Annotated in this window: 20 protein-coding genes; 18 read left to right on the forward strand and 2 right to left on the reverse strand. The window is 68.0% G+C overall.

The annotated features are described in order from the left end of the window. The first annotated feature begins 7 nt into the window (after window positions 1-7). The 17 genes from nuoL (at window position 8) to J2847_RS19565 (ending at window position 17,167) form a co-directional block, all read left to right on the forward strand. Window positions 8-2,104 carry an NADH-quinone oxidoreductase subunit L gene (gene nuoL / locus J2847_RS19485; RefSeq protein ID WP_209780525.1) on the forward strand — a complete coding sequence of 699 codons (2,097 nt, stop codon included), beginning with the start codon at window positions 8-10 and terminating at the stop codon, window positions 2,102-2,104. Window positions 2,105-2,127: 23 nt separating this feature from the next. Further along, a complete protein-coding gene (locus J2847_RS19490) occupies window positions 2,128-3,654 on the forward strand; it encodes an NADH-quinone oxidoreductase subunit M (protein ID WP_209780526.1) in 1,527 nt (508 codons plus the stop codon). 13 nt (window positions 3,655-3,667) lie between these two features. Next, window positions 3,668-5,116: an NADH-quinone oxidoreductase subunit NuoN gene (nuoN, locus tag J2847_RS19495; protein ID WP_209780527.1), complete on the forward strand. Its 1,449-nt coding sequence runs from the start codon at window positions 3,668-3,670 to the stop codon at window positions 5,114-5,116. Then, the gene (locus J2847_RS19500; RefSeq protein ID WP_209780528.1) at window positions 5,113-5,910 is read left to right on the forward strand and encodes a biotin--[acetyl-CoA-carboxylase] ligase; all 798 of its coding nucleotides are present in this window, start codon (window positions 5,113-5,115) and stop codon (window positions 5,908-5,910) included. The genes nuoN and J2847_RS19500 overlap by 4 nt, the downstream gene beginning before the upstream one ends. Before the next feature lie 15 nt (window positions 5,911-5,925). Beyond that, a complete protein-coding gene (locus J2847_RS19505) occupies window positions 5,926-6,699 on the forward strand; it encodes a type III pantothenate kinase (RefSeq protein WP_085554813.1) in 774 nt (257 codons plus the stop codon). A 35-nt stretch (window positions 6,700-6,734) separates the two neighbouring features. After that, window positions 6,735-8,411 carry a ribonuclease J gene (locus J2847_RS19510; RefSeq protein WP_233474639.1) on the forward strand — a complete coding sequence of 559 codons (1,677 nt, stop codon included), beginning with the start codon at window positions 6,735-6,737 and terminating at the stop codon, window positions 8,409-8,411. Between the two features lie 135 nt (window positions 8,412-8,546). Further along, window positions 8,547-8,951: a methylmalonyl-CoA epimerase gene (gene mce, locus J2847_RS19515; protein ID WP_085554811.1), complete on the forward strand. Its 405-nt coding sequence runs from the start codon at window positions 8,547-8,549 to the stop codon at window positions 8,949-8,951. Between the two features lie 77 nt (window positions 8,952-9,028). Next, a complete protein-coding gene (locus J2847_RS19520; protein WP_209780530.1) occupies window positions 9,029-9,280 on the forward strand; it encodes a DUF1467 family protein in 252 nt (83 codons plus the stop codon). Between the two features lie 13 nt (window positions 9,281-9,293). After that, window positions 9,294-9,863 carry a DNA-3-methyladenine glycosylase I gene (locus tag J2847_RS19525; RefSeq protein WP_209780531.1) on the forward strand — a complete coding sequence of 190 codons (570 nt, stop codon included), beginning with the start codon at window positions 9,294-9,296 and terminating at the stop codon, window positions 9,861-9,863. A gap of 420 nt (window positions 9,864-10,283) precedes the next feature. Further along, window positions 10,284-11,183, forward strand: a complete 900-nt coding sequence (locus tag J2847_RS19530) for a hypothetical protein (protein ID WP_209780532.1) — start codon at window positions 10,284-10,286, stop codon at window positions 11,181-11,183. 12 nt (window positions 11,184-11,195) lie between these two features. Then, window positions 11,196-11,621 carry a hypothetical protein gene (locus J2847_RS19535; RefSeq protein WP_209780533.1) on the forward strand — a complete coding sequence of 142 codons (426 nt, stop codon included), beginning with the start codon at window positions 11,196-11,198 and terminating at the stop codon, window positions 11,619-11,621. Window positions 11,622-11,746: 125 nt separating this feature from the next. Then, the gene (proS, locus tag J2847_RS19540; RefSeq protein WP_209780534.1) at window positions 11,747-13,060 is read left to right on the forward strand and encodes a proline--tRNA ligase; all 1,314 of its coding nucleotides are present in this window, start codon (window positions 11,747-11,749) and stop codon (window positions 13,058-13,060) included. Window positions 13,061-13,362: 302 nt separating this feature from the next. Further along, window positions 13,363-13,650: a hypothetical protein gene (locus tag J2847_RS19545; protein WP_209780535.1), complete on the forward strand. Its 288-nt coding sequence runs from the start codon at window positions 13,363-13,365 to the stop codon at window positions 13,648-13,650. A gap of 1 nt (window position 13,651) precedes the next feature. Further along, window positions 13,652-14,101 carry a hypothetical protein gene (locus J2847_RS19550; RefSeq protein WP_209780536.1) on the forward strand — a complete coding sequence of 150 codons (450 nt, stop codon included), beginning with the start codon at window positions 13,652-13,654 and terminating at the stop codon, window positions 14,099-14,101. A gap of 132 nt (window positions 14,102-14,233) precedes the next feature. Further along, window positions 14,234-15,481, forward strand: a complete 1,248-nt coding sequence (locus J2847_RS19555; protein ID WP_085554803.1) for a lipoprotein-releasing ABC transporter permease subunit — start codon at window positions 14,234-14,236, stop codon at window positions 15,479-15,481. Continuing rightward, window positions 15,474-16,223, forward strand: a complete 750-nt coding sequence (locus tag J2847_RS19560) for an ABC transporter ATP-binding protein (protein WP_209780537.1) — start codon at window positions 15,474-15,476, stop codon at window positions 16,221-16,223. The genes J2847_RS19555 and J2847_RS19560 overlap by 8 nt, the downstream gene beginning before the upstream one ends. Before the next feature lie 86 nt (window positions 16,224-16,309). Next, entirely contained in the window at window positions 16,310-17,167 is an 858-nt protein-coding gene (locus tag J2847_RS19565; RefSeq protein ID WP_209780538.1) for a dienelactone hydrolase family protein, read from the forward strand. A 38-nt stretch (window positions 17,168-17,205) separates the two neighbouring features. Here the strand turns inward: J2847_RS19565 and J2847_RS19570 are convergent, their stop codons facing one another. Then, window positions 17,206-18,087: an EamA family transporter gene (locus tag J2847_RS19570; RefSeq protein ID WP_209780539.1), complete on the reverse strand. Its 882-nt coding sequence runs from the start codon at window positions 18,085-18,087 to the stop codon at window positions 17,206-17,208. Window positions 18,088-18,149: 62 nt separating this feature from the next. Beyond that, window positions 18,150-18,758, reverse strand: coding sequence for a hypothetical protein (locus J2847_RS19575; RefSeq protein ID WP_209780540.1), 609 nt, complete (start codon window positions 18,756-18,758; stop codon window positions 18,150-18,152). A 172-nt stretch (window positions 18,759-18,930) separates the two neighbouring features. On the opposite strand from J2847_RS19575, the gene dnaE reads away from it, so the two are divergent. Continuing rightward, window positions 18,931-22,416, forward strand: coding sequence for a DNA polymerase III subunit alpha (gene dnaE / locus J2847_RS19580; RefSeq protein WP_209780541.1), 3,486 nt, complete (start codon window positions 18,931-18,933; stop codon window positions 22,414-22,416). The last annotated feature ends 72 nt before the right edge of the window (window positions 22,417-22,488 follow it).

A 22,488-nucleotide genomic window follows, 5' to 3' on the forward strand; every position in this document is an offset into this window, starting at 1 on the left:
CGGCGCCATGGAAGTGCTTGTCGTATTCCTTCCGCTTCTGGCGTTCCTCATCGCCGGATCGATCGCGCTGTTCGGCGGGCCGAAGGCCGCGCCGGCGGCTGCCGGTCACGGACACGATCATCATCACGATGCGCACGGTCACGACGATCATGCGCACGCCGCCCACGCCGCCCACGCCCATGACGATCATGGTCATGACGACGCGCACGACGACCACCATGTGGTCGCCGGGCCGCCGACGGCGGGCGACCGCGCGGCGCAGTTCGTGACGACCGGCGCCGTCCTGGTGTCGGCGCTGCTCTCCTGGATCCTGTTCTTCGACGTCGCCGTCGGCGGTCACCCGCGCACGGTCGAGCTGATGACCTGGATCCAGAGCGGCACGCTCGACGTCAAGTGGGCGCTGCGCGTCGACCAGCTCACCGCGGTGATGCTGATCGTCGTCAACACCGTCTCGGCCTGCGTGCATCTCTACTCGATCGGCTACATGGCCGACGACCCGCAGAAGCCGCGCTTCATGGGCTACCTGTCGCTGTTCACCTTCGCCATGCTGATGCTGGTGACGGCCGACAACCTCGTGCAGCTCTTCTTCGGCTGGGAGGGCGTCGGTCTCGCCTCCTACCTGCTGATCAACTTCTGGTACGAGAAGCCCTCGGCCAACGCCGCCGCCATGAAGGCCTTCCTGGTCAACCGCGTCGGCGACTTCGGCTTTGCGCTCGGCATCTTCGCGATCTTCGTGCTGACCGGCTCGGTCCAGTTCGACGCGATCTTCGCCAAGGCCCCGACGATCACCGGCCAGTCGCTGCATTTCCTCAGCTGGGACTTCAACGGCCTGACCATCGCCTGCCTGCTGCTGTTCATGGGCGCCATGGGCAAGTCGGCGCAGCTCGGCCTGCACACCTGGCTGCCGGACGCCATGGAAGGCCCGACCCCGGTGTCGGCGCTCATCCACGCGGCGACCATGGTGACCGCCGGCGTGTTCATGCTGTGCCGCCTGTCGCCGGTCTTCGAATACGCGCCGGTCGCGCTGGAAGTGGTGGCCGTCGTCGGCGCCCTGACCGCCTTCGTCGCCGCGACCATCGGCTTCACCCAGTTCGACATCAAGCGCGTCATCGCCTATTCGACGATGTCGCAGCTCGGCTACATGTTCTTCGCCGCCGGCGTCTCGGCCTATGGCGCGGCCATGTTCCACCTGTTCACGCACGCCTTCTTCAAGGCGCTGCTGTTCCTTGCCGCCGGTTCGGTGATCCATGCCCTGCACCACGAGCAGGACATGCGCAACATGGGCGGCGTCTGGCGCAAGATCCCCTTCACCTACGCGGTGATGTGGATCGGCAACCTGGCGCTGGCCGGTCTGCCCTTCTTCGCCGGCTACTACTCCAAGGACATGATCCTGGAGGCCGCCTACGCCGCCGCCAGCCCGATCGGCCGCTTCGCCTTCGCGCTCGGCATCGCCGCGGCCCTGCTGACCGCCTTCTACTCCTGGCGTCTGCTGTTCATGACCTTCCATGGCAAGCCGCGCATGGAGAAGTCGGTCTACGACCACGCCCATGAATCGCCCGTCGTCATGCTGATCCCGCTGGGCGTCCTGGCGCTGGGCGCGCTGTTCGCCGGCGTCGGCTTCCACGAGTGGTTCATCGGTCACGACCGCGCCGCGTTCTGGGGCAAGGCGATCCTGGCGCTGCACGACACCGACAGCATCGAGGCCGCGCACCATCACACCCCCGGCTGGGTGAAGCTGGCGCCGCTGGTCGTCGGTCTGCTCGGCATCGCCGCCGCCTACATCGCCTACATCCAGATGCCCGGCCTGCCGGCCAAGGCGGCCAAGGCGCTGCCGCGCCTGCACGCCTTCTTCTACAACAAGTGGTACTTCGACGAGCTGTACGACCGCCTCTTCACCCGTCCGGCCAAGTCGCTGGGCTACGGGCTGTGGAAGTCGGGCGACGGCGCGCTGATCGACGGCGTCGGTCCGGACGGCGTCGCCGCCGCGACCCGCGACGTCGCGGCCCGCGCCAGCCGGTTGCAGTCGGGGTATGTCTATCACTACGCCTTCGCCATGGTGATCGGGGTCGTCCTGCTCGTCGCCTGGCTTGCGGCCTTCGGTTGAGCGGTTGAGGGGGAACAACAAAAATGGCTAGCTGGCCGCTCCTGTCGTTCACGACCTTCCTGCCGCTCGTCGGTGTGGCGCTGATCCTGCTCTTTTGCAGGGGCACGTCGCCGGATGTGGTGCGGAACGTCCGCTACATCGCGCTGTGGACGACACTCGTCACCTTCGTGCTGACGCTGTTCATCTGGATCAACTTCGATCCGCGCAATCCCGGCTACCAGATGGTCGAGAAGGCGGCGTGGATCCCCGATTTCGGCATCTCCTACCACATGGGCGTCGACGGCATCTCGGTGCTGTTCGTCGTGCTGTCGGGCTTCCTGATGCCGCTGTGCATCCTGGCCGGCTGGGAGTCGGTGCAGACCCGGGTCAAGGAGTACATGATCGCCTTCCTCGCGCTGGAAACCCTGATGATCGGGATGTTCTGCGCGCTGGACTTCGTGCTGTTCTACATGTTCTTCGAGGGCGTCCTCATTCCGATGTTCCTGATCATCGGCATCTGGGGCGGCCCGCGCCGGGTCTACGCGGCGTTCAAGTTCTTCCTCTACACGCTGCTCGGCTCGGTGCTGATGCTGCTGGCAATCCTGGCCATGTACTATGTGGCCGGCACCACCGACATCCCGACCATCACCGCCACCCAGTTCCCGCGCGGCATGCAGCTCTGGCTGTGGCTGGCCTTCTTCGCCTCCTTCGCCGTGAAGGTGCCGATGTGGCCGGTCCACACCTGGCTGCCGGACGCCCACGTCGAGGCGCCGACCGCAGGGTCGGTCATCCTGGCCGGCGTGCTGCTGAAGATGGGTGGCTACGGCTTCCTGCGCTTCAACATTCCGATCCTGCCGGAGGCCACCGAGTATTTCGCGCCGCTGATCTACACGCTGTCGGTCGTCGCCGTGATCTACACCTCGCTGGTCGCTCTCGCCCAGGAGGACATGAAGAAGCTGATCGCCTACTCCTCGGTCGCCCACATGGGCTTCGTCACCATCGGCATGTTCGCGCTGAACCAGCAGGGCATCGAGGGCTCGATCTTCCAGATGCTGTCGCACGGCGTCGTCTCGGGCGCGCTCTTCCTCTGCGTCGGCGTCGTCTATGACCGGCTGCACACCCGCGAGATCGCCCGTTACGGCGGTCTGGTGAAGAACATGCCGAAATACGCGGTGGTCTTCCTGTTCATGACCATGGCGTCCGTCGGCCTGCCGGGCACCGCCGGCTTCGTCGGCGAGTTCCTGGTGCTGCTCGGCGTCTTCCGCGACAACACCTGGGTCGCGGCGCTGGCCGCCACCGGCATGGTGCTGGGCGCCGCCTACGCGCTGTGGCTGTACCGCCGCGTCGTGTACGGCAAGCTGGTGAAGCCGGACGTCAAGGCGATGTTCGACATGAACGCCCGCGAGATCGCGGTCTTCATCCCGCTGGTCCTGGTGGTGCTGTGGATGGGCGTCTATCCGAGCAGCTTCCTGAACGTGACCTCGGCGTCGGTCGAGCAGCTGATCCAGACCTACCAGACCAAGCTGGCCGCGTCGCACGCCGCGTCCGGCCTGTCGGTCGCCGCGCGCTAAGGGGTTCTTCGACATGACCGCAGTGTTTCCCGACATCTGGCCGGCCCTGCCGGAGATCTTCCTCGCGGCGGCGGCGATGGCCCTGCTGATGCTCGGCGTCTTCCGCGGCGACGGCTTCACCCGCCCCGTCTCCTACCTGACCGTCGTGGTCATGCTGCTCGCCGCCGTCCTGACGATGGGCTACGGCACCGGCCGCGTCGTCACCTTCAACGGCCTGTTCGTGATGGATGCCTTCGGCGTCTTCATGAAGGTGCTGGTGCTGGTGGCCGCCGCCGCCTCGGTCATCCTCTCGCTCGGCTTCAACGAGCGGGAGGAGATGGCCCGCTTCGAGTTCCCGGTGCTGATGCTGCTCGCCACGCTCGGCATGCTGATGATGATTTCGGCCAACGATCTCATCTCGCTGTATGTCGGGCTGGAGACGCAGAGCCTGGCGCTCTACGTCATCGCGGCCTTCCGCCGCGACAGCGCCAAGTCGTCGGAAGCCGGCCTGAAGTATTTCGTCCTCGGCGCCCTGTCGTCCGGCATGCTGCTGTACGGCGCCTCGCTGGTCTACGGCTTCGCCGGCACGACCTCCTTCGACAAGATCGCCGCCCTCTTCGCCGGCGGCGCCCATGTGTCGCCGGGCGTGGTGATCGGTCTGGTCTTCGTGCTGGCCGGCCTGGCCTTCAAGGTGTCGGCCGCCCCCTTCCACATGTGGACGCCCGACGTCTACGAGGGCGCGCCGACCCCGGTGACGGCCTTCTTCGCCGCAGCACCCAAGGTGGCCGCCATCGCGCTGTTCACCCGCGTGCTGATCGAGCCGTTCGGCCACCTGACCGCGCAGTGGCACCAGGTGCTGGTGGCGACGGCCATCCTGTCGATGGTCATCGGTTCCTTCGTCGCCATCATGCAGACCAACATCAAGCGGCTGATGGCCTACAGCTCGATCGGCCACATCGGCTACGCGATGGTCGGTCTGGCCGCCGGAACCCAGGACGGCGTGCGCGGCGTGCTGATCTACATGGCGCTCTACATCGCCATGAACATCGGCGCCTTCGCCGTCATCCTGTCGATGAAGGCCAAGGGCGTGATGCTGGAGGAGATCAAGGACTTCGCCGGCCTGTCGAAGACCAACCCGCTGCTGGCGGCCACCATGGCGATCTTCATGTTCTCCATGGCCGGCATTCCGCCGATGGCCGGCTTCTTCGGCAAGCTCTACGTCTTCCTCGCCGCCGTCGCCGCGCAGGATTACGCGCTCGCCGTGATCGGCGTGCTGACCAGCGTGGTGGGTGCCTACTACTACCTGCGCATCATCAAGATCATGTATTTCGACGAGCCGGTGGTGGTGGTCGACAAGGTCGACGACGACGGCATGACGGGCATCCTGGTCGCCACCAGCCTGTTCACCCTGCTGTTCTTCGTCGCCCCGGCGCCGATCCTGAACGGGGCCGCCGCCGCGGCCGCGGCACTCTTCGCCGGATGACCGCAGCGTTACCCGAGTCGGAGGCGGCGCGCCTGCGCCTGCCTCCGGGCTTCCAGATCAAAGCCTTCGCCTCCGTCGGCAGCACGAACGACGAGGCGAAGGCTTTGGCGCGTGCGGGGGCCGGCGAGGGCACCATCGTCTGGGCGCGCCGGCAGGAGAGCGGGCGCGGCCGGCGCGGGCGGGCCTGGACCTCGCCCGAGGGCAACCTCTACAGCTCCACCATCCTGCGGCCGGGCCGGTCGCCGGCCGAGGCGGCGCAGATTTCGTTCGTCGCCGCGCTCGCCATCGCCGAAACCGCCGAATCGGTGCTGCCCGACCCGTCGGGCGTGCGCTGCAAATGGCCCAACGACGTCCTGGTCCATGACCGCAAGCTCTCCGGCATCCTGCTGGAGTCGGAGCCCGGCGCGGATGGGGCGGTCGCCTGGGTCGTGCTCGGCGTCGGAATCAATCTGCGTCATTTCCCCGACGACGCCGGCTATGCCGCCACCTCGCTGACCGCCGAGGGCGCGCCGGCGATGGCGCCGTCCGCCCTGCTGGAGATCTACGCCGGCCATCTCGCGACCTGGTACGGCCGCTGGCGGGAGTTCGGCTTCGGCCCGGTGCGCGACGCCTGGCTGGCGCGGGCGCGCGGGCTCGGCGGGCCGATCCTGGTTCGGCTGGCCGACCGCACCATCCCCGGAACCTTCGCCGATCTGGACAGCGACGGCGTTCTGTTGCTTGATCCAGCGGACGGTGGTGCGCGGCAGCGCATCGCCGCCGGTGACGTCTTCTTCGCCCCTCCGCCCGCTTCCTGACACGGACGCCAGCCCATGCTGCTCGCCATCGACGCCGGTAACACCAACGTGGTCTTCGCCATCTACGACGGCGACCGACAGCGCGGCATCTGGCGAACGGCCAGCGACCCGAAGCGGACGTCGGACGAGTACATGGTGTGGCTGACCCACCTGATGGCGCTGAAGGGGCTGAAGCCGGTCGACATCCTCGGCACCATCATCGCCAGCGTGGTTCCCGGCGCCACCTTCAACCTGAAGCGGCTGTGCAAGGACCATTTCGGCTGCGAGCCGGTGATCGTCGGCCAGCCCGAGGTCGATCTCGGCACCAAGGCGCTGGTCGACCGGCCGGAGGAGGTCGGCGCCGACCGCCTCGTCAACACGGTGGCGGCGGCGGCCACCTACAAGACCCCGCTGATCGTCATCGATTTCGGCACCGCGACCACCTTCGACGTGGTGGATTCCGACGGCAACTACCGCGGCGGCGTCATCGCGCCCGGCCTGAACCTGTCGCTGGAGGCGTTGCAGATGGCGGCCTCCAAGCTGCCGCGCGTCGAGATCCAGCCGCCGGCCGCCGTGATCGGCCGCAACACGGTGGCCTGCATGCAGTCCGGCATCTTCTGGGGCTATGTCGGCCTCATCGAGGGGCTGGTCGCCCGCATCAAGGCCGAGTATGGCGAGCCGATGTCGGTGGTCGCCACCGGCGGGCTCGCTGTTCTTTTCGCCAAGGCGACCCATGTCATCGAACACACCGACGGCGAGCTGACGCTTCGCGGTCTCCTCCTGATCCACAAGCGCAACACGAGCAAATGACCCAATCCTCCAAGACCGCCGCCGGAGCCGCACCGATGCCGGCGGACCCCTTCGTTCCGGAGGATGACGCGCTGTATTTCCTGCCGCTCGGCGGTTCCGGCGAAATCGGCATGAACCTCAACCTCTACGGCCATCGCGGCAAGTGGTTGATGGTCGATCTCGGCATTTCCTTCGCCGACGATTCGATGCCGGGACTCGACGTGATCATGCCCGACCCGGCCTTCATCGTGGAGCGGCGGGCGGATCTGGTCGGGCTGGTGGTGACGCACGCGCACGAGGATCATCTGGGGGCCATCCAGTATCTGTGGCCGGAGCTGCGCTGCCCGGTCTACTGCACGCCCTTCACCGCGTCGGTGCTGCGCGCCAAGCTGCACGAGCGGGGCCTGAGCGGCGTCGTGCCGATCCACGAGGTGCCGCTCGGCGGCTCGCTGGAGGCCGGTCCCTTCGCGGTCGAATACGTCACGATGACCCATTCGATCCCGGAGCCGAACGCGCTCGCCATCCGCACGTCGGCCGGGACGGTGCTGCACACCGGCGACTGGAAGCTCGACCCCGATCCGCAGGTCGGCAGCGTCGCCGACGAGAAGCGGCTGCGCGAGATCGGCGACGAGGGCGTGCTGGCGCTGGTCGGCGACAGCACCAACGCGCTGGTGCCGGGCACCACCGGGTCGGAGGCGACGGTCCGCGAAACGCTGATCGATCTGATCGGGCGCTACCCCGACGTGCGCGTCGCGGTGAGCTGCTTCGCCACCAACGTCGCCCGGCTGGAGAGCATCGCCGTCGCGGCGGCGGCGCACGACCGCCATGTCGCGCTGGTCGGCCGCTCGCTGTGGCGGATCAACGAGGCGGCCCGGGCCAACGGCTACCTCGCCGACGTGCCGAAATTCCTGACCGAGCATGACGCCGCCTATCTGCCGCGCGAGAAGCTGGTGCTGATCTGCACCGGAAGCCAGGGCGAGCCGCGCTCGGCGCTCGCCCGCATCGCGGCGGACGACCACCCGCAGATCACGCTGTCGCGCGGCGACGTCGTGGTCTTCTCGTCCCGCGAGATCCCCGGCAACGAGCGCGACATCGGCCGCATGCAGAACCAGCTCGTCGCCCAGGGGGTCGAGCTGGTGACCGCCGACGAGGCGCCGGTCCATGTCTCCGGCCACCCGGCGCGCGACGAGCTGGTGCGCATGTACCAGTGGGTGCGTCCGCGCATCGCCGTCCCGGTGCATGGCGAGCAGCGCCACCAGCAGGCCCACGCCGCCCTGGCGCAGGAGTGCCAGATTCCCGAGCAGATCGTCCCGGCCAACGGCGAGCTGATCCGGCTCGGGCCGGACGCGCCGCCGCGGGTCGTCGCCCATGTGAAGGCCGGCCGCATGGCGCTCGACGGCAAGCGGCTGGTGCCGCTCGACGCCGGGCTGATGCGCACGCGCAACCGCATGGTCAACAACGGTGCCTCGGTGGTCACGCTGGTGATGTCCGCGCGCGGCGAGCTGCTGACGGCGCCGCAGGTCGCGCTGATGGGGCTGGTCGACGAGGTTGCCGACCGCGACATGGTGCTGGACGTGGTCGACGCCGTGCGCGAGGCGGTCGCCGGCCTGTCCAGGACGGCGCGGGCCGACGACGCCCAGGTGAAGGAGGCGGCGCGCGTCGCCGTCCGCCGCTGCTTCAACGCGTCCCATGGCAAGAAGCCGGTGACGGAGGTCCACCTTGTCCGTGTCTAGCTTGCCCGTGTCTAGCTTGCCCGTGTCTAGCTTGTCCGTGTCTGGCTTGCCCGCGTCTGGCTTGCCCGTGTTCGGGGGCCGTGTATAAGGGCGGGGGCCACGGACATTCCGTCTCTCAGGCATCGCGAGGACACCATGATCGGAAAGCTGAACCATGTCGCCATCGTCGTTCCGGATCTGCCGGCGGCGACCGCGCTCTACCGCGACACGCTGGGCGCCACGGTGTCCGATCCGGTCGATCTGCCGGCGCATGGCGTCACCGTGGTCTTCGTGACCCTGCCCAACACCAAGATCGAGCTGCTGCATCCGTTCGGCGAGGGCTCGACCATCGCGCCCTTCCTGGCCAAGAACCCGTCCGGCGGCATCCACCACATCTGCTACGAGGTGGAGGACATCCTGGCCGCCCGCGACCAGCTGAAGGCGCAGGGCGCCCGGGTGCTGGGTGACGGCGAGCCGAAGATCGGCGCCCACGACAAGCCGGTGCTGTTCCTGCACCCGAAGGATTTCTGCGGCACGCTGGTGGAGCTGGAGCAGGCCTGATCCGTCCACATTCGATAAGGCGGATCGGGCGATCGCGGATCGGGTGAGGGCGGTACGGCCGGGGCTGGGAGGGTGTCATGGACGGTTGGGTGACGGGAATCTTCGTCTACATCATCGTCTGGTGGGTGGTGCTGTTCGCGGTGCTGCCCTGGGGCGTGCGGACACCGGAAAATCCGGAGCCGGGCATGGCCCACGGCGCGCCGGTCGAACCGCACATCCTGCGCAAGTTCGTCGCCACCTCCATCGTCGCCCTGGTCGTCTGGCTGGTGATCTACGCCATCGCCCAGTCCGGGCTGGTGTCCTTCCGCGACATGATCAAGGATATGTGAGGGAGCGCGACCGGTGAGCCTGACCTACTGCGCGGCCGCCCCCGGCCATCCGTATCATGGGCCGTACCACGAATCCGAATACGGCTTCCCCAGCGCCGACGAGCGCGTTCTGTTCGAACGGCTGGTGCTGGAGATCAACCAGGCCGGCCTGTCCTGGCTGACCATCCTGAAGAAGCGGGAGGCCTTCCGCGCCGCCTTCGACGGCTTCGACGTCGACCGCGTCGCCGCCTATGGCGAGGCGGAACGCGCCCGCCTGCTGGCCGACGCCGGCATCGTGCGCAACCGGCTGAAGGTGGACGCCGCCATCGACAACGCCCGGCGCATCGTCGCCCTGCGGGACAGTCACGGATCCTTCGACGGCTGGCTGCGCGCCCACCATCCGCTGGGCAAGGCGCAATGGGTCGCGCTGTTCCGCAAGACCTTCCGCTTCACCGGCGGCGAGATCGTCGGCGAGTTCCTGATGAGCCTGGGCTATCTGCCCGGCGCCCACCAGCCGGATTGCCCGGTCCACGGGGTGGTGATCGCCCAGGCGCCACCCTGGAAGAGCGCCGTGGACGCCGGCTTCACCGGATACGATGAGTAAGAAATAGGCAATGAAGCGCCTTTTCGGCGGGCAAAGGGCCAAGCTTCAGGCAAAACAGCAAAAATTTTGAGCAGACATCCTGGTTGCCTGTGTTTTGGGCTTGCCAGTGCCGTCGCGCGGGTCCAGACTTTTGGTGTGACGAGGGGGATGCATGTTCCCCTTTTCCGACGCCTGGTGGCGATTCCTCCCTAAACTCGTCAGGCCGCGCCGCATCCGCCGCGCGGCCTTTCTTTGTGCCGGCCGGGGAAGGGCGGGGCGGAGGGCGCGGGGGAAGGGATCGGTTCTTTTCGTTCGCGTTGCAAAAAGCGTTAACGGTTTACTTGGTAATGTTGCTTCCATTACCACATATCGGGACGGTCGGACGGTTCCGGCAGCGCCTCGGTCATGTCGGGTGCGGAAGGAAGGACAGTCGGGGCATCGATGGCCGCGAACGAAAACGAGCGGTTCGATCAGTTCGCCGCGGTTCTGATGACCGAACTGTTGGAGCGGACCAGGAAAAGCATGGAGCTGCTGGCGCCGGAGCAGCAGCCCTGCTCCAGGCTGCCCTTCGTCCAGACACCCTCCTTCGTCGAATTCTACGCCGAGCTGGTGCGGGTCGGCATCCTGCCGGTCGTGCTCAGCCGCCGGCCGGTGCGGGCGATCGTCGGCGACGTCGACTGGAGCCGGGAGGGGCGCGAGTATCTGCTGACCGTCCTCGACGACCGCTCCAACGCCGTGTTCACCGCCTGGGACTACGCCTGGGATTCCCTGTGGGACGAGCGCAAGGTCGGCGCCGACAGCGCGGCGGCGAACGCCGCCAAGCCCAAGAAGGGGTTCCTCAGCTCCCTGTTCGGCCGCAAGAGCGCGCCCAAGCCGGACAGCCGTCCGGCGGAGGAGGGTGAGGGCGGGGTGATGGCCGGCCTGCACAGCATGCTGACCGAACTGGCCGGGCGGCGCGGTTTCCTGCCGCTGTTCCACGACGACGTGCGCATCCTTAAGGGCATGCCCCGCGTCAAGCCGGGGCGGCTGGCCCAGGCCTGGAAAGAGATTTCCCAGTACCATCACCAGGAATTCTACCTGTCGGAGAAGGAGCAGGCGAAGCCGGGCGTCACCTCCGACTGCCTGCAAAAATGGCACTACAACCTGCCGGACAAGATCGGCGAGTTCCTGGTCATCAAGGCCGCGGTCGATCTGGAGCATGTGACCAAGCCCTTCATCGGCAAGTACATCCGCCAGTCAGCCCGCACCCAGGAGGAGGCCGAGAAGGGCATGCCCTATCTGTCGGTCTACTGGAAGGCGATGTCGAATCCGGTGATCGTCCAGCAACAGCACAGCCTGTAGGGAGTGACGGCGATGCGCGGGACCTTGGCGGCGGCCTTCCTGATCCTGGCGACGGCGGGACCGGCCATGGCGCAGCAGGGGCTCCAGCAGGGCGCGCCGCAGGGACGCCCGGCGCCCATCGACCTGTCGGCCTGCCAGACGCTGACCCGCCATCGCCCGGCGCCCGACGTCGAATACAAGCCGGGGGTCGACGTGCGCGGCCGTCCGGTGGCTCCGGCCGACCTGCCGGGGTCGGCCGCTCCCGCCATCGACCGCTTCGATATTCCGGTGACCCTGAACCTGGCGAGGCGGATGGGGCTGCATGTCCCCACCGGGGGATTGCGCGGCGACACCCAGATCGGCTGGCTGACGATGGACGGCAACCGGCTGTTCTTCAACGGCCAGCCGGTCGGCGACGCCGCCCAGGGCGAACTCTACGCCTATTGCCGCGCCCGCTGAGGGCCGGCGGACAAGCCGGGTGGACAAGCCGGGGCGTCCTTCCTTAAAGTCGCACTCCCGACAGGGCCTCCGCTCCGCCGACGGAGCGGCGCGTCCCCGCACACCCCGCACACGAGATCCAAGCCATGCGGCTGTCCAGCTTCTTCATGCCGACCCTCAAGGAGACCCCGAACGAGGCGCAGATCGTCTCGCACCGCCTGATGCTGCGGGCCGGGATGATCCGCCAGACCAGCGCCGGCATCTACGCCTGGCTGCCGCTGGGCCACCGGGTGCTGAAGAAGATCGAGCAGATCGTCCGCGAGGAGCAGAACGCGGCGGGCGCCCAGGAACTGCTGATGCCGACCATCCAGTCGGCCGACCTGTGGCGCGAGAGCGGCCGCTACGACGATTACGGCAAGGAGATGCTGCGCATCACCGACCGCCACGACCGCGACATGCTGTTCGGCCCGACGAACGAGGAGATGATCACCGACATCTTCCGCACCTTCGTGAAGAGTTACCGGCAGTTGCCGCTGAACCTCTACCACATCCAGTGGAAGTTCCGTGACGAGATCCGGCCGCGCTTCGGCGTGATGCGCGGGCGCGAGTTCCTGATGAAGGACGCCTATTCCTTCGACATCGACCCGGCCAGCGCGCGCCGCGCCTACCAGAAGATGTTCCTGGCCTATCTGCGCACCTTCGCCCGCATGGGCCTGAAGGCGATCCCGATGCGCGCCGACACCGGCCCGATCGGCGGCGACCTCAGCCACGAGTTCATCATCCTGGCCGAGACCGGCGAGAGCGGCGTCTTCTGCCACAAGGAGTGGATGGATCTGGACGTCCTGAAGGACGCTCCCGGCATGGACGACAACCTGCAGCCCTTCTTCGACCGCGTCACCGGCATCTACGCCGCGACCGACGAGAAGCACGACGTCGCCAACAGCCCGGTGCCGGAGGCCGACCTGGTCTCGGCGCGCGGCATCGAGGTCGGCCACATCTTCAACTTTGGCACCAAATATTCCAAGCCGATGAACGCCGTCGTCGCCGGCCCCAACGGCGAGTCGGTCCCGGTCGAGATGGGCTCCTACGGCATCGGCGTGTCGCGCCTGATGGGCGCCATCATCGAGGCGAGCCACGACGACAACGGCATCGTCTGGCCGGACTCGGTGGCCCCCTTCAACGTCGGCCTGATCAACCTGAAGGTCGGCGACGCCGAGACCGACCGGGTTTGCCAGGATCTCTACGCCAAGCTCCAGGCCGCCGGGCTGGACGTCGCCTACGACGACCGCGACGAGCGTCCGGGCGCCAAGTTCGCCGACATGGACCTGATCGGCGTGCCCTGGCAGCTCGTCGTCGGGCCGCGCGGGCTGAAGACCGGCGTCGTCGAGCTGAAGCGCCGCGCCACCGGCGTGAAGGAGGAACTTTCGGTCGATAGCGCTCTGGCCAAGCTGCTGCCCTGACGATCGCCTCCGTGGTTCGGAAAGAAAAGCGCCGGCCCTGCCCGGCGCTTTTTTTGTGCGATTCGGCGGCTCTTCGGGGAGGGAAACGCGTGCCTTTGGCGCGGCGGGAGAGATGCGGGGTTCCCAAGCATCGCCCAGGATAACCAAGCATTGAAAGCAGCCATTTTTTCCTACAACCTTTGACTCCAGCCCGCTCTGATTAAACACTCGGTTTCGGCCTTGCTCGGCCGGAAGCGCGTATCGGAAGTACAGGTGCGCTTTTGCGAATCCTTCGATTTCGAACCAGAACGGGAGACACGACCATGGGTTTCGCCTTTTCCCCCATCGAGAACCAGCGGCTCAGCCTCACGGCCTCCAGCACCGGCACCTATGCCCTGCCGAGCATCGGGCGCAATGTCCGCGTGGCCAACCTGGGGCCGTCGGACGCGCTCATCAAATTCACCTCCTCCTTCACCTCCTCCACCGCCAACACGCTGACGATCATGGCGCGGACCGTCGAGATCTTCGACCGTCAGGCCAACGGCTTCATCACGGGCATCGGCGTGAACGGTGGCACCATGCTGGACGTCACGACCGGCGAGGGCGAGTGACATGGCGCTTCGCGCGGTTGCCCCGCCGGCGTCCCGTTCCTGGGGCGTCTTCGGGCTTTCGGCCAACCAGACGGCTGGGCTGACGGCCGACAGCCCGGTTCGCTTCGAGACGGTGACCGCCGGGACGCTGGAGCTCGCCGGTGGCTATGCCATCCTGCTGCCGGCCGGTCGGCTGTTCCGTCTGCTGGCGGGCACGGCCTTCAATTTCTCGTCCGGCGACGGAACCGCCCGGACGGTCTGGTTCGACACCGCCGGCGGGCTCGCGATCGGGACAGGCTCGCGGCACATTCCCGGAACCAGCGGCGTCTTCATGGCGGAGCAGCCGATCAGCCACGCCATCATCGACACGAGGACCGGCGCGGTGCCGGTGCAGTTGCGGATCAGCCAGGCCACGAACGCCAGCGCCGTGGCCGCCGCCTTCACCTTCGCCGAGGTCGTGGAGATCGGCTAAGCGGTTGATCGAACAAAAGGCAGCCTTTGCGCCGGCCCGCAAGCTGTCCTATCTTCCGATGGCGAATCCCGGGACTGCATCCCGGTGGTTCGCCATCGTTCTCACCGCCACTTCGGCAGGCCGGAAACCCCCATGATCTTCAACGCCTTCGAACGCATGGTCGCGATGCGGTACCTTCGGGCGCGCCGCCAGGAAGGCTTCATCTCGGTCATCGCGGGATTCTCGCTGCTCGGCATCGCGCTGGGGGTGGCGACGCTCATCATCGTGATGTCGGTGATGAACGGCTTCCGGGCGGAGCTGCTCGGCCGCGTGCTCGGCCTCAACGGGCACCTGAACGTCTACAACGTCCGCGGCGGGCCGCTGCCCGACTTCGACATCCTGACCGGCAAGCTGCGCAACACGCCGGGCGTCACCAACGTCACCCCGACGGTGGAGGGACAGGCGCTGGTCTCGGTGCGCGGGCTGGCCTCGGGCGCCGTGGTGCGCGGCGTGCGGGCGGAGGATTTCCGCGTCCGCCCGACCCTGTCGCGCAACATCGTCCGCGGCTCGGCCGAGGATTTCGGGGAGGACCGCATCGCCATCGGCAGCCGGATGGCGCAGCGGCTCGGCCTGTCGGTCGGCGACCAGCTCACCCTGATCGCGCCGCAGGGCAACGTCACCGCCTTCGGCACCGTGCCGCGCCTGCGCAGCTACCCGATCGGCGCCATCTTCGACGTCGGCATGTTCGAGTACGACAACAGCTTCGTCTTCCTGCCGCTGGAGGAGGCGCAGGCCTTCTTCCGCACCGGCGACGCGGTGTCCTCGCTGGAGGTCTTCGTCCAGGACCCGGTGCAGATCCGCGCGGCGCGCGACGCCGTGCAGTCGGTGGTCGCCGGGGTCGGGCGGGTGGTCGACTGGCAGCAGTCGAACGCCAGCTTCTTCACCGCGCTCCAGGTCGAGCGCAACGTGATGTTCCTGATCCTGTCGCTGATCATCATGGTCGCGGCCTTCAACATCATCTCCAGCCTGATCATGCTGGTGAAGGACAAGGGGCGCGACATCGCCATCCTGCGCACCATGGGCGCCACGCGCGGCATGATCATGCGCATCTTCTTCCTGTCCGGCGCCAGCGTCGGCGTGACCGGGACGCTGCTCGGGCTGGCGCTCGGCGTGTCCTTCGCGCTGAACATCGAGAGCATCCGGCAGGCGATCCAGAGCCTGACCGGGACCAACCTCTTCTCCGCCGAGATCTATTTCCTGTCGCAACTGCCGGCGCGGATCGACTGGAGCGAGGTGGTGCAGGTGACGCTGATGGCGCTCGGCCTGTCCTTCGCCGCGACGATCTACCCGTCCTGGCGCGCCGCCCGTCTCGATCCGGTGGAGGCCCTGCGCTATGAATGAGCCGATGCTGGAACTCTCCGGGATCGTCCGCCGCTTCGAACAGGGCGGCACGGTTCTGGACGTGCTGCGCGGGGCCGGGCTGACGGTGCGCGCCGGCGAGCTGGTGGCGCTGGTCGGTCCGTCCGGCGCCGGCAAGTCGACCCTGCTGCAAATCGCCGGTCTGCTGGAGAAGCCGACCGGCGGCACCGTGCGCATCGCCGGGACCGACGTGTCGAACCTCGACGACGGCAGGCGGACCGAGGTGCGGCGGCGCTCGATCGGCTTCGTCTACCAGTTCCATCATCTGCTGCCGGAATTCTCGGCGCGGGAGAACGTCGTCCTGCCGCAGATGATCGCCGGGGTGCCGAAGCGGGTCGCCAAGCAGCGCGCCGACGAGCTGCTGCGCATGGTCGGGCTGGAGGCGCGCGGCAGCCACCGACCGGCCCGCCTGTCGGGCGGCGAGCAGCAGCGCGTCGCCATCGCCCGCGCGCTGGCCAACGCCCCGTCGCTGCTGATCGCCGACGAGCCGACCGGCAACCTCGACCCCCACACGGCGGAGAACGTCTTCGCCATGCTGACCGCCATCGTCCGGCAGGCCCGCGTCGGCGCCCTGGTGGCGACCCACAACCTCGACCTTGCGCGCCGGATGGATCGGGTGCTGGAGATGCGGGACGGGGTGCTGGTGGAGCACGCGCCGGCGCCGGAGGATGCCCGGGAGCGGGGGCGGGGAGAGGTGCAAGGGGAGGTGCAAGGGGGGGTGTAGTCCGGAATCTTTCCTCTATGCCGTTGCCGGAAAAAGGCGGCGTCACCACACTCAGCGCAACCGAACAATGGCAGGGGCTTGAGGGGATGGACCAGAGGATCATCGATCTCTACGACGAATACACCCACGCGCCGTTGCCGCGCCGGGTGTTCCTGGAACGGCTCGCCGCCCTTGCCGGCGGCGCCGCCGCCCTTCCGGCGATCCTGGCCGCCATCGAGCCGAACTACGCCCGCGCCGCCGTGGTCGAGGAGACCGACAGCCGGCTCGCCGCCGAGAAGGTCAGCTTCCAGGGCGCGACCGGCGACATCGCCGGCTACATCGCCCGGCCCAAGCTGAGCGACAAGGCCCCGGCGGTGATCGTCATCCACGAGAACCGCGGCCTCAACGCCTATGTCGAGGACGTCACCCGCCGTCTGGCGACGGAGGGCTTCGTGGCGTTCGCCCCCGACCTGCTGTCGCCGCTGGGCGGCACGCCGCCCGACGCCGACAAGGCGCGCGACATGATCGCCCAGCTCGACGCCGACAAGACGGTCAACAACCTCGTCGCGGCGATGAGCCATCTGCTGGCCTACCGCTATTCGTCGGGCAAGGTCGGGGCGGTCGGCTTCTGCTGGGGCGGCGGCATGGTCAACCGGCTGGCGATCAAGGCGGCCGACCTGAAGGCCGGCGTCGCCTTCTATGGGCCGACCCCCGACCCGGCGCTGGTCGAGACGATCAAGGCGCCGCTGATGCTGCATTACGCCGGGCTGGACCAGCGCATCAACGCCAACGTGCCGGCCTACGACGCGGCGCTGACCAAGGCCGGGGTCGAGCACCAAGTGTTCATGTATGACGGCGTCAACCACGCCTTCCACAACGACACCTCGGCCGAGCGCTACAACAAGGAGGCTGCCGATCTGGCGTGGAAGCGCAGCGTCGAGTTCCTCAAGGCCAAGCTGGCGTGATGAATTTTCCCTCTCCCGTTCCGGGAGAGGGAAAGCAACTACGCCTTCGCGCGCGCCAGCGCCGGCAGCTTCAGCACCGACAGCGCCAGCCCGCAGAAGACCAGCAGCCCGCCCGCCAGCTTCAGCGCGGTGAAGGTCTCGCCCAGCAGCAGGGCGCTGCTGCTCATGCCGAAGAGCGGCACCAGCAGCGAGAAGGGCGCCACGAGGCTGGCCGGGTAGTGGCGCATCAGGAAGCCCCAGGCGGCGAAGCCGAACAGCGTGGCGCCCGCCGCGATGTAGACCAGCGCGCCGATCCCGACCCAGGTCAGGTTGGCGAAGGCGTGGGCGATGCGGTCCGGCCCTTCGGCCAGGAAGGAGAGGGCCAGCAGCGGCAGCGGCGGAATCAGGCTGACCCAGGCCATCATGCGGAACAGGTCGGGCGCCTTGGCTTTCTTCATCACGATGTTGGCGAGGCCCCAGGACGCCGCCGCCGCCAGCGTCAGGAGGAGGCCGAGCAGCGAATCGCCGGTCGGCATCTCCGTAGCGATCAGCCCGATGCCGGCGAAGGCCAGCAGCATGCCGGCGATCTGCCGGGGCCCCGGCCGGTCGCCAAGCGCGAAGACGGCGAAGAGCGCCGTGAAGAAGGCTTGGCTTTGCAGGACCAGCGAGGCCAGACCCGCCGGCATCCCGACATCCATGCCGAGGAACAGCAGCGGGAACTGGACGGCGCCCAGCGGCACGCCGATGCCGACGACGTAGCGCCAGGGAATCGGCGGCCCCGCCCGCATCCCCAGCGCCAGCACCGGCAGCGAGGCCAGCATGAAGCGCAGGCTGGTGAACAGGAAGGGCGGGAGGTCGCGCAATCCCAGCTTGATCGCGACGAAGTTCACGCCCCAGACGGCGGCGACCGCCACGGCGAGCAGGATGTGAGGAAGGCGCATGATCCGACCCTAGGCGCGCCTTTCCGTTGCGTCAACGCGGGCAGACCCGTGCGCCGCGCGGATCAGCCGTCGGCGTGCAGAATGCGGCATTCGTCCGACGCGTTGATCGCCCAGGACGACCCGTTGAGCAGCAGGGTGCCGAGTTCCCCCAGCGCGGCGCTGCGGAAGGTCACGCGGCGGTTGCGGGCGAAGGGTTCCAGCTCCTCCAGATAGGTCTTGCTGGGGATGGCGACGTAGAGGCCGCCGCCGGGAAGCCCGCGCGCGCCGAGCATCACCTTCGAGCCCTGGTCGAAGCTGGCGGTCAGGTCGTAGCGCTCGCCGGCCGTCACCGCCGCCCCGGTGCCGGTCAGGGTGAAGCCCGATTCGACGGCGGCGGTGCGGAACACCATGCCCGGTCCGCCCCTTTCGCCGGTCGGGCCGGCGGGAACCGGCGCCGTGCGCACCGCCTGGCAATAGGTCTTGCCGCTGGCCGGCTTGTGGATGGTCACGCTCCAGCCGCGCGTCGGGGTGTTGTAGGGGGTTCCGGACGCCTCCTCCAGCCCGCGCGGGGCCGGCGGAGCGGCGGGCGGGGCCACCGTCGTCTGGCAGGCGGCCAGCAGCAGCAGGGTCGTCAGCGTGGCCGGCGGCGCGGCGATCCGGGCGGCCGTTCGAGCAAGGCTCTGCCGATCCATCGCGGCATCCTCCCCAGCGTTGTTCGCGTTTCGTCTTTCTGCATACCACGAACGCGTGCGGCGGGCGACCGTGGAGGCGGAAGCGCCGGCTGTGCTAGAACCGGATCCAGCCGGTCCGCCTTGCCCGCCCGCCCCCCGTCCCCGCCCCCGTCCCCGATCGCCAACGGTTGCCATGCCCCACGCCGATTTCATCCATCTGCGCGTCCATTCCGCCTATTCGCTGTCGGAAGGGGCCATCAAGATGAAGGAGCTGGTGAAGCTCTGCCACAAGAAGCAGATGCCCGCCGTGGCGGTGACCGACACCGGCAACCTGTTCGGCGCGCTGGAGTTCGCGCTGGCGGCGGCCGACACCGGCGTGCAGCCGATCCTCGGCACGGTGCTCGGCATCACCCGCGTCGGCCCGGCGGCGACCAAGCCCGGCCTGCCCGGCAAGGCGGCCTCCACGCCCGACCAGCTCGTGCTGCTCTGCCAGAACGAGGAGGGCTACCGCAACCTGATGAAGCTGGTGTCCAAGGCCTTCCTGGAGTCCGACCCGCTGGCCGGTCCCCAGGTGGCGCTGGACGCGCTGGAGGGGCAGTCCGCCGGACTGATCGCGCTGACCGGCGGCATCGGCGGCTCGCTCGGCCGGCTGCTCGGCGAGGGGCAGAAGGATCTGGCGCTGGAGGTGCTGGACCGGCTGAAGCGGCTGTTCCCCGGCCGGCTCTACGTCGAGCTGCAACGCCATCCCGACAGCCATTTCGAGGCGCTGGAGAACGCCGTCGAGCCGGCGCTGATCGACCTCGCCTACGCCCACGGCCTGCCGCTGGTCGCCACCAACGACTGCCACTTCGCGACCGAGGACATGTACGAGGCGCACGACGCGCTGCTCTGCATCGCCGAGGGCGCCTACATCAGCCAGGACAGCCGCCGGCGCCTGACACCCCACCATTGCTTCAAGTCGGCGGAGGACATGCGTTTCCTGTTCTCCGACCTGCCGGAGGCGATCGACAACACGCTGGCCATCGCGCGCCGCTGCTCGTTCCTGCTGAAGCCGATCAAGCCGATCCTGCCGCCCTTCGCCTGCGAGGGCGGGCGGACCGAGGACGACGAGCTGCGCGCCCAGTCGCGCGCCGGCCTGGAGGAACGGCTGGAGAAGGTCGTCTACACGCCGGAGATGACGCCGGAGCAGCGCGCCGAAACCCGCAGGACCTATTTCGAGCGTCTGGAGTTCGAGCTGGACGTCATCGTCAAGATGAAGTTCCCCGGCTATTTCCTGATCGTGTCGGACTTCATCAAATGGGCCAAGAACCACGACATCCCGGTGGGGCCGGGGCGCGGCTCGGGCGCCGGCTCGGTCGTCGCCTGGGCGCTGACCATCACCGACCTCGACCCGCTGCGCTTCGGCCTGCTGTTCGAGCGCTTCCTGAATCCCGAACGCGTGTCGATGCCCGACTTCGACATCGACTTCTGCCAGGACCGCCGCGAAGAGGTCATCAAATACGTCCAGGACAAGTACGGCTACGACCGCGTCGCCCAGATCATCACCTTCGGTAAGCTCCAGGCGCGCGCCGTGCTGCGCGACGTCGGGCGCGTGTTGCAGATGCCCTACGGGCAGGTCGACAAGATCTGCAAGATGGTGCCGAACAACCCGGCCAACCCGGTCACGCTCCAGCAGGCGCTCGACAGCGAGGAGATGCTGCGCGCCGCGCGCGACGGCGACGAGACCGTCGCCCACCTGATCGACATCGCGCTGAAGCTGGAGGGGCTGTACCGCCACGCCTCGACCCACGCGGCCGGCGTGGTGATTTCCGACCGGCCGCTGCACGAGCTGGTGCCGCTCTACCGCGACCCGCGATCCGACATGCCGGTCACCCAGTTCAACATGAAGTTCGTCGAGCAGGCCGGGCTGGTGAAGTTCGACTTCCTCGGCCTGAAGACGCTGACCGTGTTGCAGACGGCCGTCAACCTGATCCCCGGGAAGCCGGACCTGACCACCGTCCCGCTGGACGACGAGAAGAGCTACCAGCTTCTCAGCCGCGCCGAGGCGACGGGCGTGTTCCAGCTCGAAAGCTCGGGCATGCGCGACGTCCTGCGCCGGCTGAAGCCGAACCGGCTGGAGGACATCATCGCGCTGGTGTCGCTCTACCGCCCCGGCCCGATGGACAACATCCCGAAATACATCCGGGTGAAGAACGGCGAGGAAAAGCCCGACTACATGCACGACAGCCTGGAAGGGATCCTGAAGGAGACCTTCGGGATCATGATCTACCAGGAACAGGTCATGCAGATCGCGCAGGTGCTGTCCGGCTATTCGCTGGGCGGCGCCGACCTGCTGCGCCGCGCCATGGGCAAGAAGATCAAGGAGGAGATGGACGCCCAGCGGAAGATCTTCTGCGACGGCGCCGAGCAGCGCGGCGTGAAGGCGGAACTCGCCAGCCTGATCTTCGACCAGGTGATGAAGTTCGCCGGCTACGGCTTCAACAAGTCCCACGCGGCGGCCTACGCGCTGGTCGCCTACCACACCGCCTATCTGAAGGCGAACTATCCGGTCGAGTTCATGGCGGCGTCGATGACGCTCGACCTCGGCAACACCGACAAGCTGAACGTCTTCCGGCAGGAGCTGGCGCGCCTGAAGATCAAGCTGCTGACGCCGGACATCAACAGGTCGGACGCCATCTTCGGCGTCGAGCATCTCGGCGACGGGGGGAAGGCGGTGCGCTACGCGCTGGCCGCCGTCAAGGGCGTCGGCGCCCCGGCGATGAAGGCGGTGGTGGAGGAGCGGCGGAGGAACGGGCCTTACAAGAGCCTGTTCGACTTCGCCCGCCGGCTCGACCTGAAGACCATCAACAAGCGGCAGCTCGAGAATCTCGCCTGCGCCGGCGCCTTCGACGGGCTGAATCCCAACCGGGCGCAGGTCCACGCGGCGCTGGAGACCATCATCCGCTACGCCCAGGCCGAGGCCGCCGAGCGCGACAGCGGCATCGGCAACCTGTTCGGCGGCGGGGGCGGCGGGCTGCCGGAGCCCGACCTCCCCAAGGTCAAGGACTGGGAGCCGCTGGAGAAGCTGAAGCACGAGTTCTCGGCCATCGGCTTCTACCTGTCGGCCCACCCGCTGGACACCTACGCCGGTCCGCTCGGCCGGATGAAGGTGGTGCGCTCGGCCGAGCTGATGGCGGCGGTGCAGCGGGGCGGTTCGACCCGCTACAAGATGGCCGGCATCGTCGTCTCCAAGAAGGAGAAGACCGCCAAGTCGGGCAACCGCTTCGCCTTCGTCGAGCTGTCGGACGCGACCGGCGGCTACGAGGTGACGCTGTTCTCGGAGGTGCTGGCGGTCAACCGCGACCTGCTGGAGCCGGGCACCCCGGTTCTGATCACGGTGGACGCCCAGCTCAACGGCGAGGAGATCCGCCTGACCTGCCAGGAGATCCGCCCGCTGGAGGAGGCGGTCGCCTCGGTCAGCACCGGCCTGCGGGTGGTGCTGCGCGACGGCGGTCCCATCGAGTCGCTGAAGTCCACGCTGGAACGCCTGTCGCGCGGCAAGAGCAAGATCAACGTGCTGGTCGAGATCGAGCCGCTGAAGGAGGTCGAGATCGAGCTTCCCGGCGCCTACGCCATCACCGCGCAGAGCCGGTCCGCCCTGAAGGCGGTGCCGGGGGTGGTGGAGGTGGCGGAGCTGTAACCTGAGGATCGGCGAATGGCGCCCGGCCGCAATTCCTGATACGCTCGCCTGCGACAATCATCGCGGAGGGCG

This window comes from Azospirillum agricola, assembly GCF_017876095.1.
Taxonomy (GTDB): domain Bacteria; phylum Pseudomonadota; class Alphaproteobacteria; order Azospirillales; family Azospirillaceae; genus Azospirillum; species Azospirillum agricola.

Excerpts from the sequence above, each read along its gene's own strand:
- J2847_RS19520 (WP_209780530.1), top strand. The coding sequence starts at position 9,029 with ATGGACGGTTGGGTGACGGGAATCTTCGTCTACATCATCGTCTGGTGG.
- J2847_RS19550 (WP_209780536.1), top strand. The coding sequence starts at position 13,652 with ATGGCGCTTCGCGCGGTTGCCCCGCCGGCGTCCCGTTCCTGGGGCGTC.
- J2847_RS19535 (WP_209780533.1), top strand. The coding sequence starts at position 11,196 with ATGCGCGGGACCTTGGCGGCGGCCTTCCTGATCCTGGCGACGGCGGGA.
- dnaE (WP_209780541.1), top strand. The coding sequence starts at position 18,931 with ATGCCCCACGCCGATTTCATCCATCTGCGCGTCCATTCCGCCTATTCG.
- mce (WP_085554811.1), top strand. The coding sequence starts at position 8,547 with ATGATCGGAAAGCTGAACCATGTCGCCATCGTCGTTCCGGATCTGCCG.
- J2847_RS19530 (WP_209780532.1), top strand. The coding sequence starts at position 10,284 with ATGGCCGCGAACGAAAACGAGCGGTTCGATCAGTTCGCCGCGGTTCTG.
- J2847_RS19505 (WP_085554813.1), top strand. The coding sequence starts at position 5,926 with ATGCTGCTCGCCATCGACGCCGGTAACACCAACGTGGTCTTCGCCATC.
- J2847_RS19510 (WP_233474639.1), top strand. The coding sequence starts at position 6,735 with ATGCCGGCGGACCCCTTCGTTCCGGAGGATGACGCGCTGTATTTCCTG.
- J2847_RS19575 (WP_209780540.1), bottom strand. The coding sequence starts at position 18,758 with ATGGATCGGCAGAGCCTTGCTCGAACGGCCGCCCGGATCGCCGCGCCG.
- J2847_RS19565 (WP_209780538.1), top strand. The coding sequence starts at position 16,310 with ATGGACCAGAGGATCATCGATCTCTACGACGAATACACCCACGCGCCG.
- nuoL (WP_209780525.1), top strand. The coding sequence starts at position 8 with ATGGAAGTGCTTGTCGTATTCCTTCCGCTTCTGGCGTTCCTCATCGCC.
- J2847_RS19545 (WP_209780535.1), top strand. The coding sequence starts at position 13,363 with ATGGGTTTCGCCTTTTCCCCCATCGAGAACCAGCGGCTCAGCCTCACG.
- J2847_RS19490 (WP_209780526.1), top strand. The coding sequence starts at position 2,128 with ATGGCTAGCTGGCCGCTCCTGTCGTTCACGACCTTCCTGCCGCTCGTC.
- J2847_RS19500 (WP_209780528.1), top strand. The coding sequence starts at position 5,113 with ATGACCGCAGCGTTACCCGAGTCGGAGGCGGCGCGCCTGCGCCTGCCT.
- nuoN (WP_209780527.1), top strand. The coding sequence starts at position 3,668 with ATGACCGCAGTGTTTCCCGACATCTGGCCGGCCCTGCCGGAGATCTTC.
- proS (WP_209780534.1), top strand. The coding sequence starts at position 11,747 with ATGCGGCTGTCCAGCTTCTTCATGCCGACCCTCAAGGAGACCCCGAAC.
- J2847_RS19555 (WP_085554803.1), top strand. The coding sequence starts at position 14,234 with ATGATCTTCAACGCCTTCGAACGCATGGTCGCGATGCGGTACCTTCGG.
- J2847_RS19570 (WP_209780539.1), bottom strand. The coding sequence starts at position 18,087 with ATGCGCCTTCCTCACATCCTGCTCGCCGTGGCGGTCGCCGCCGTCTGG.
- J2847_RS19560 (WP_209780537.1), top strand. The coding sequence starts at position 15,474 with ATGAATGAGCCGATGCTGGAACTCTCCGGGATCGTCCGCCGCTTCGAA.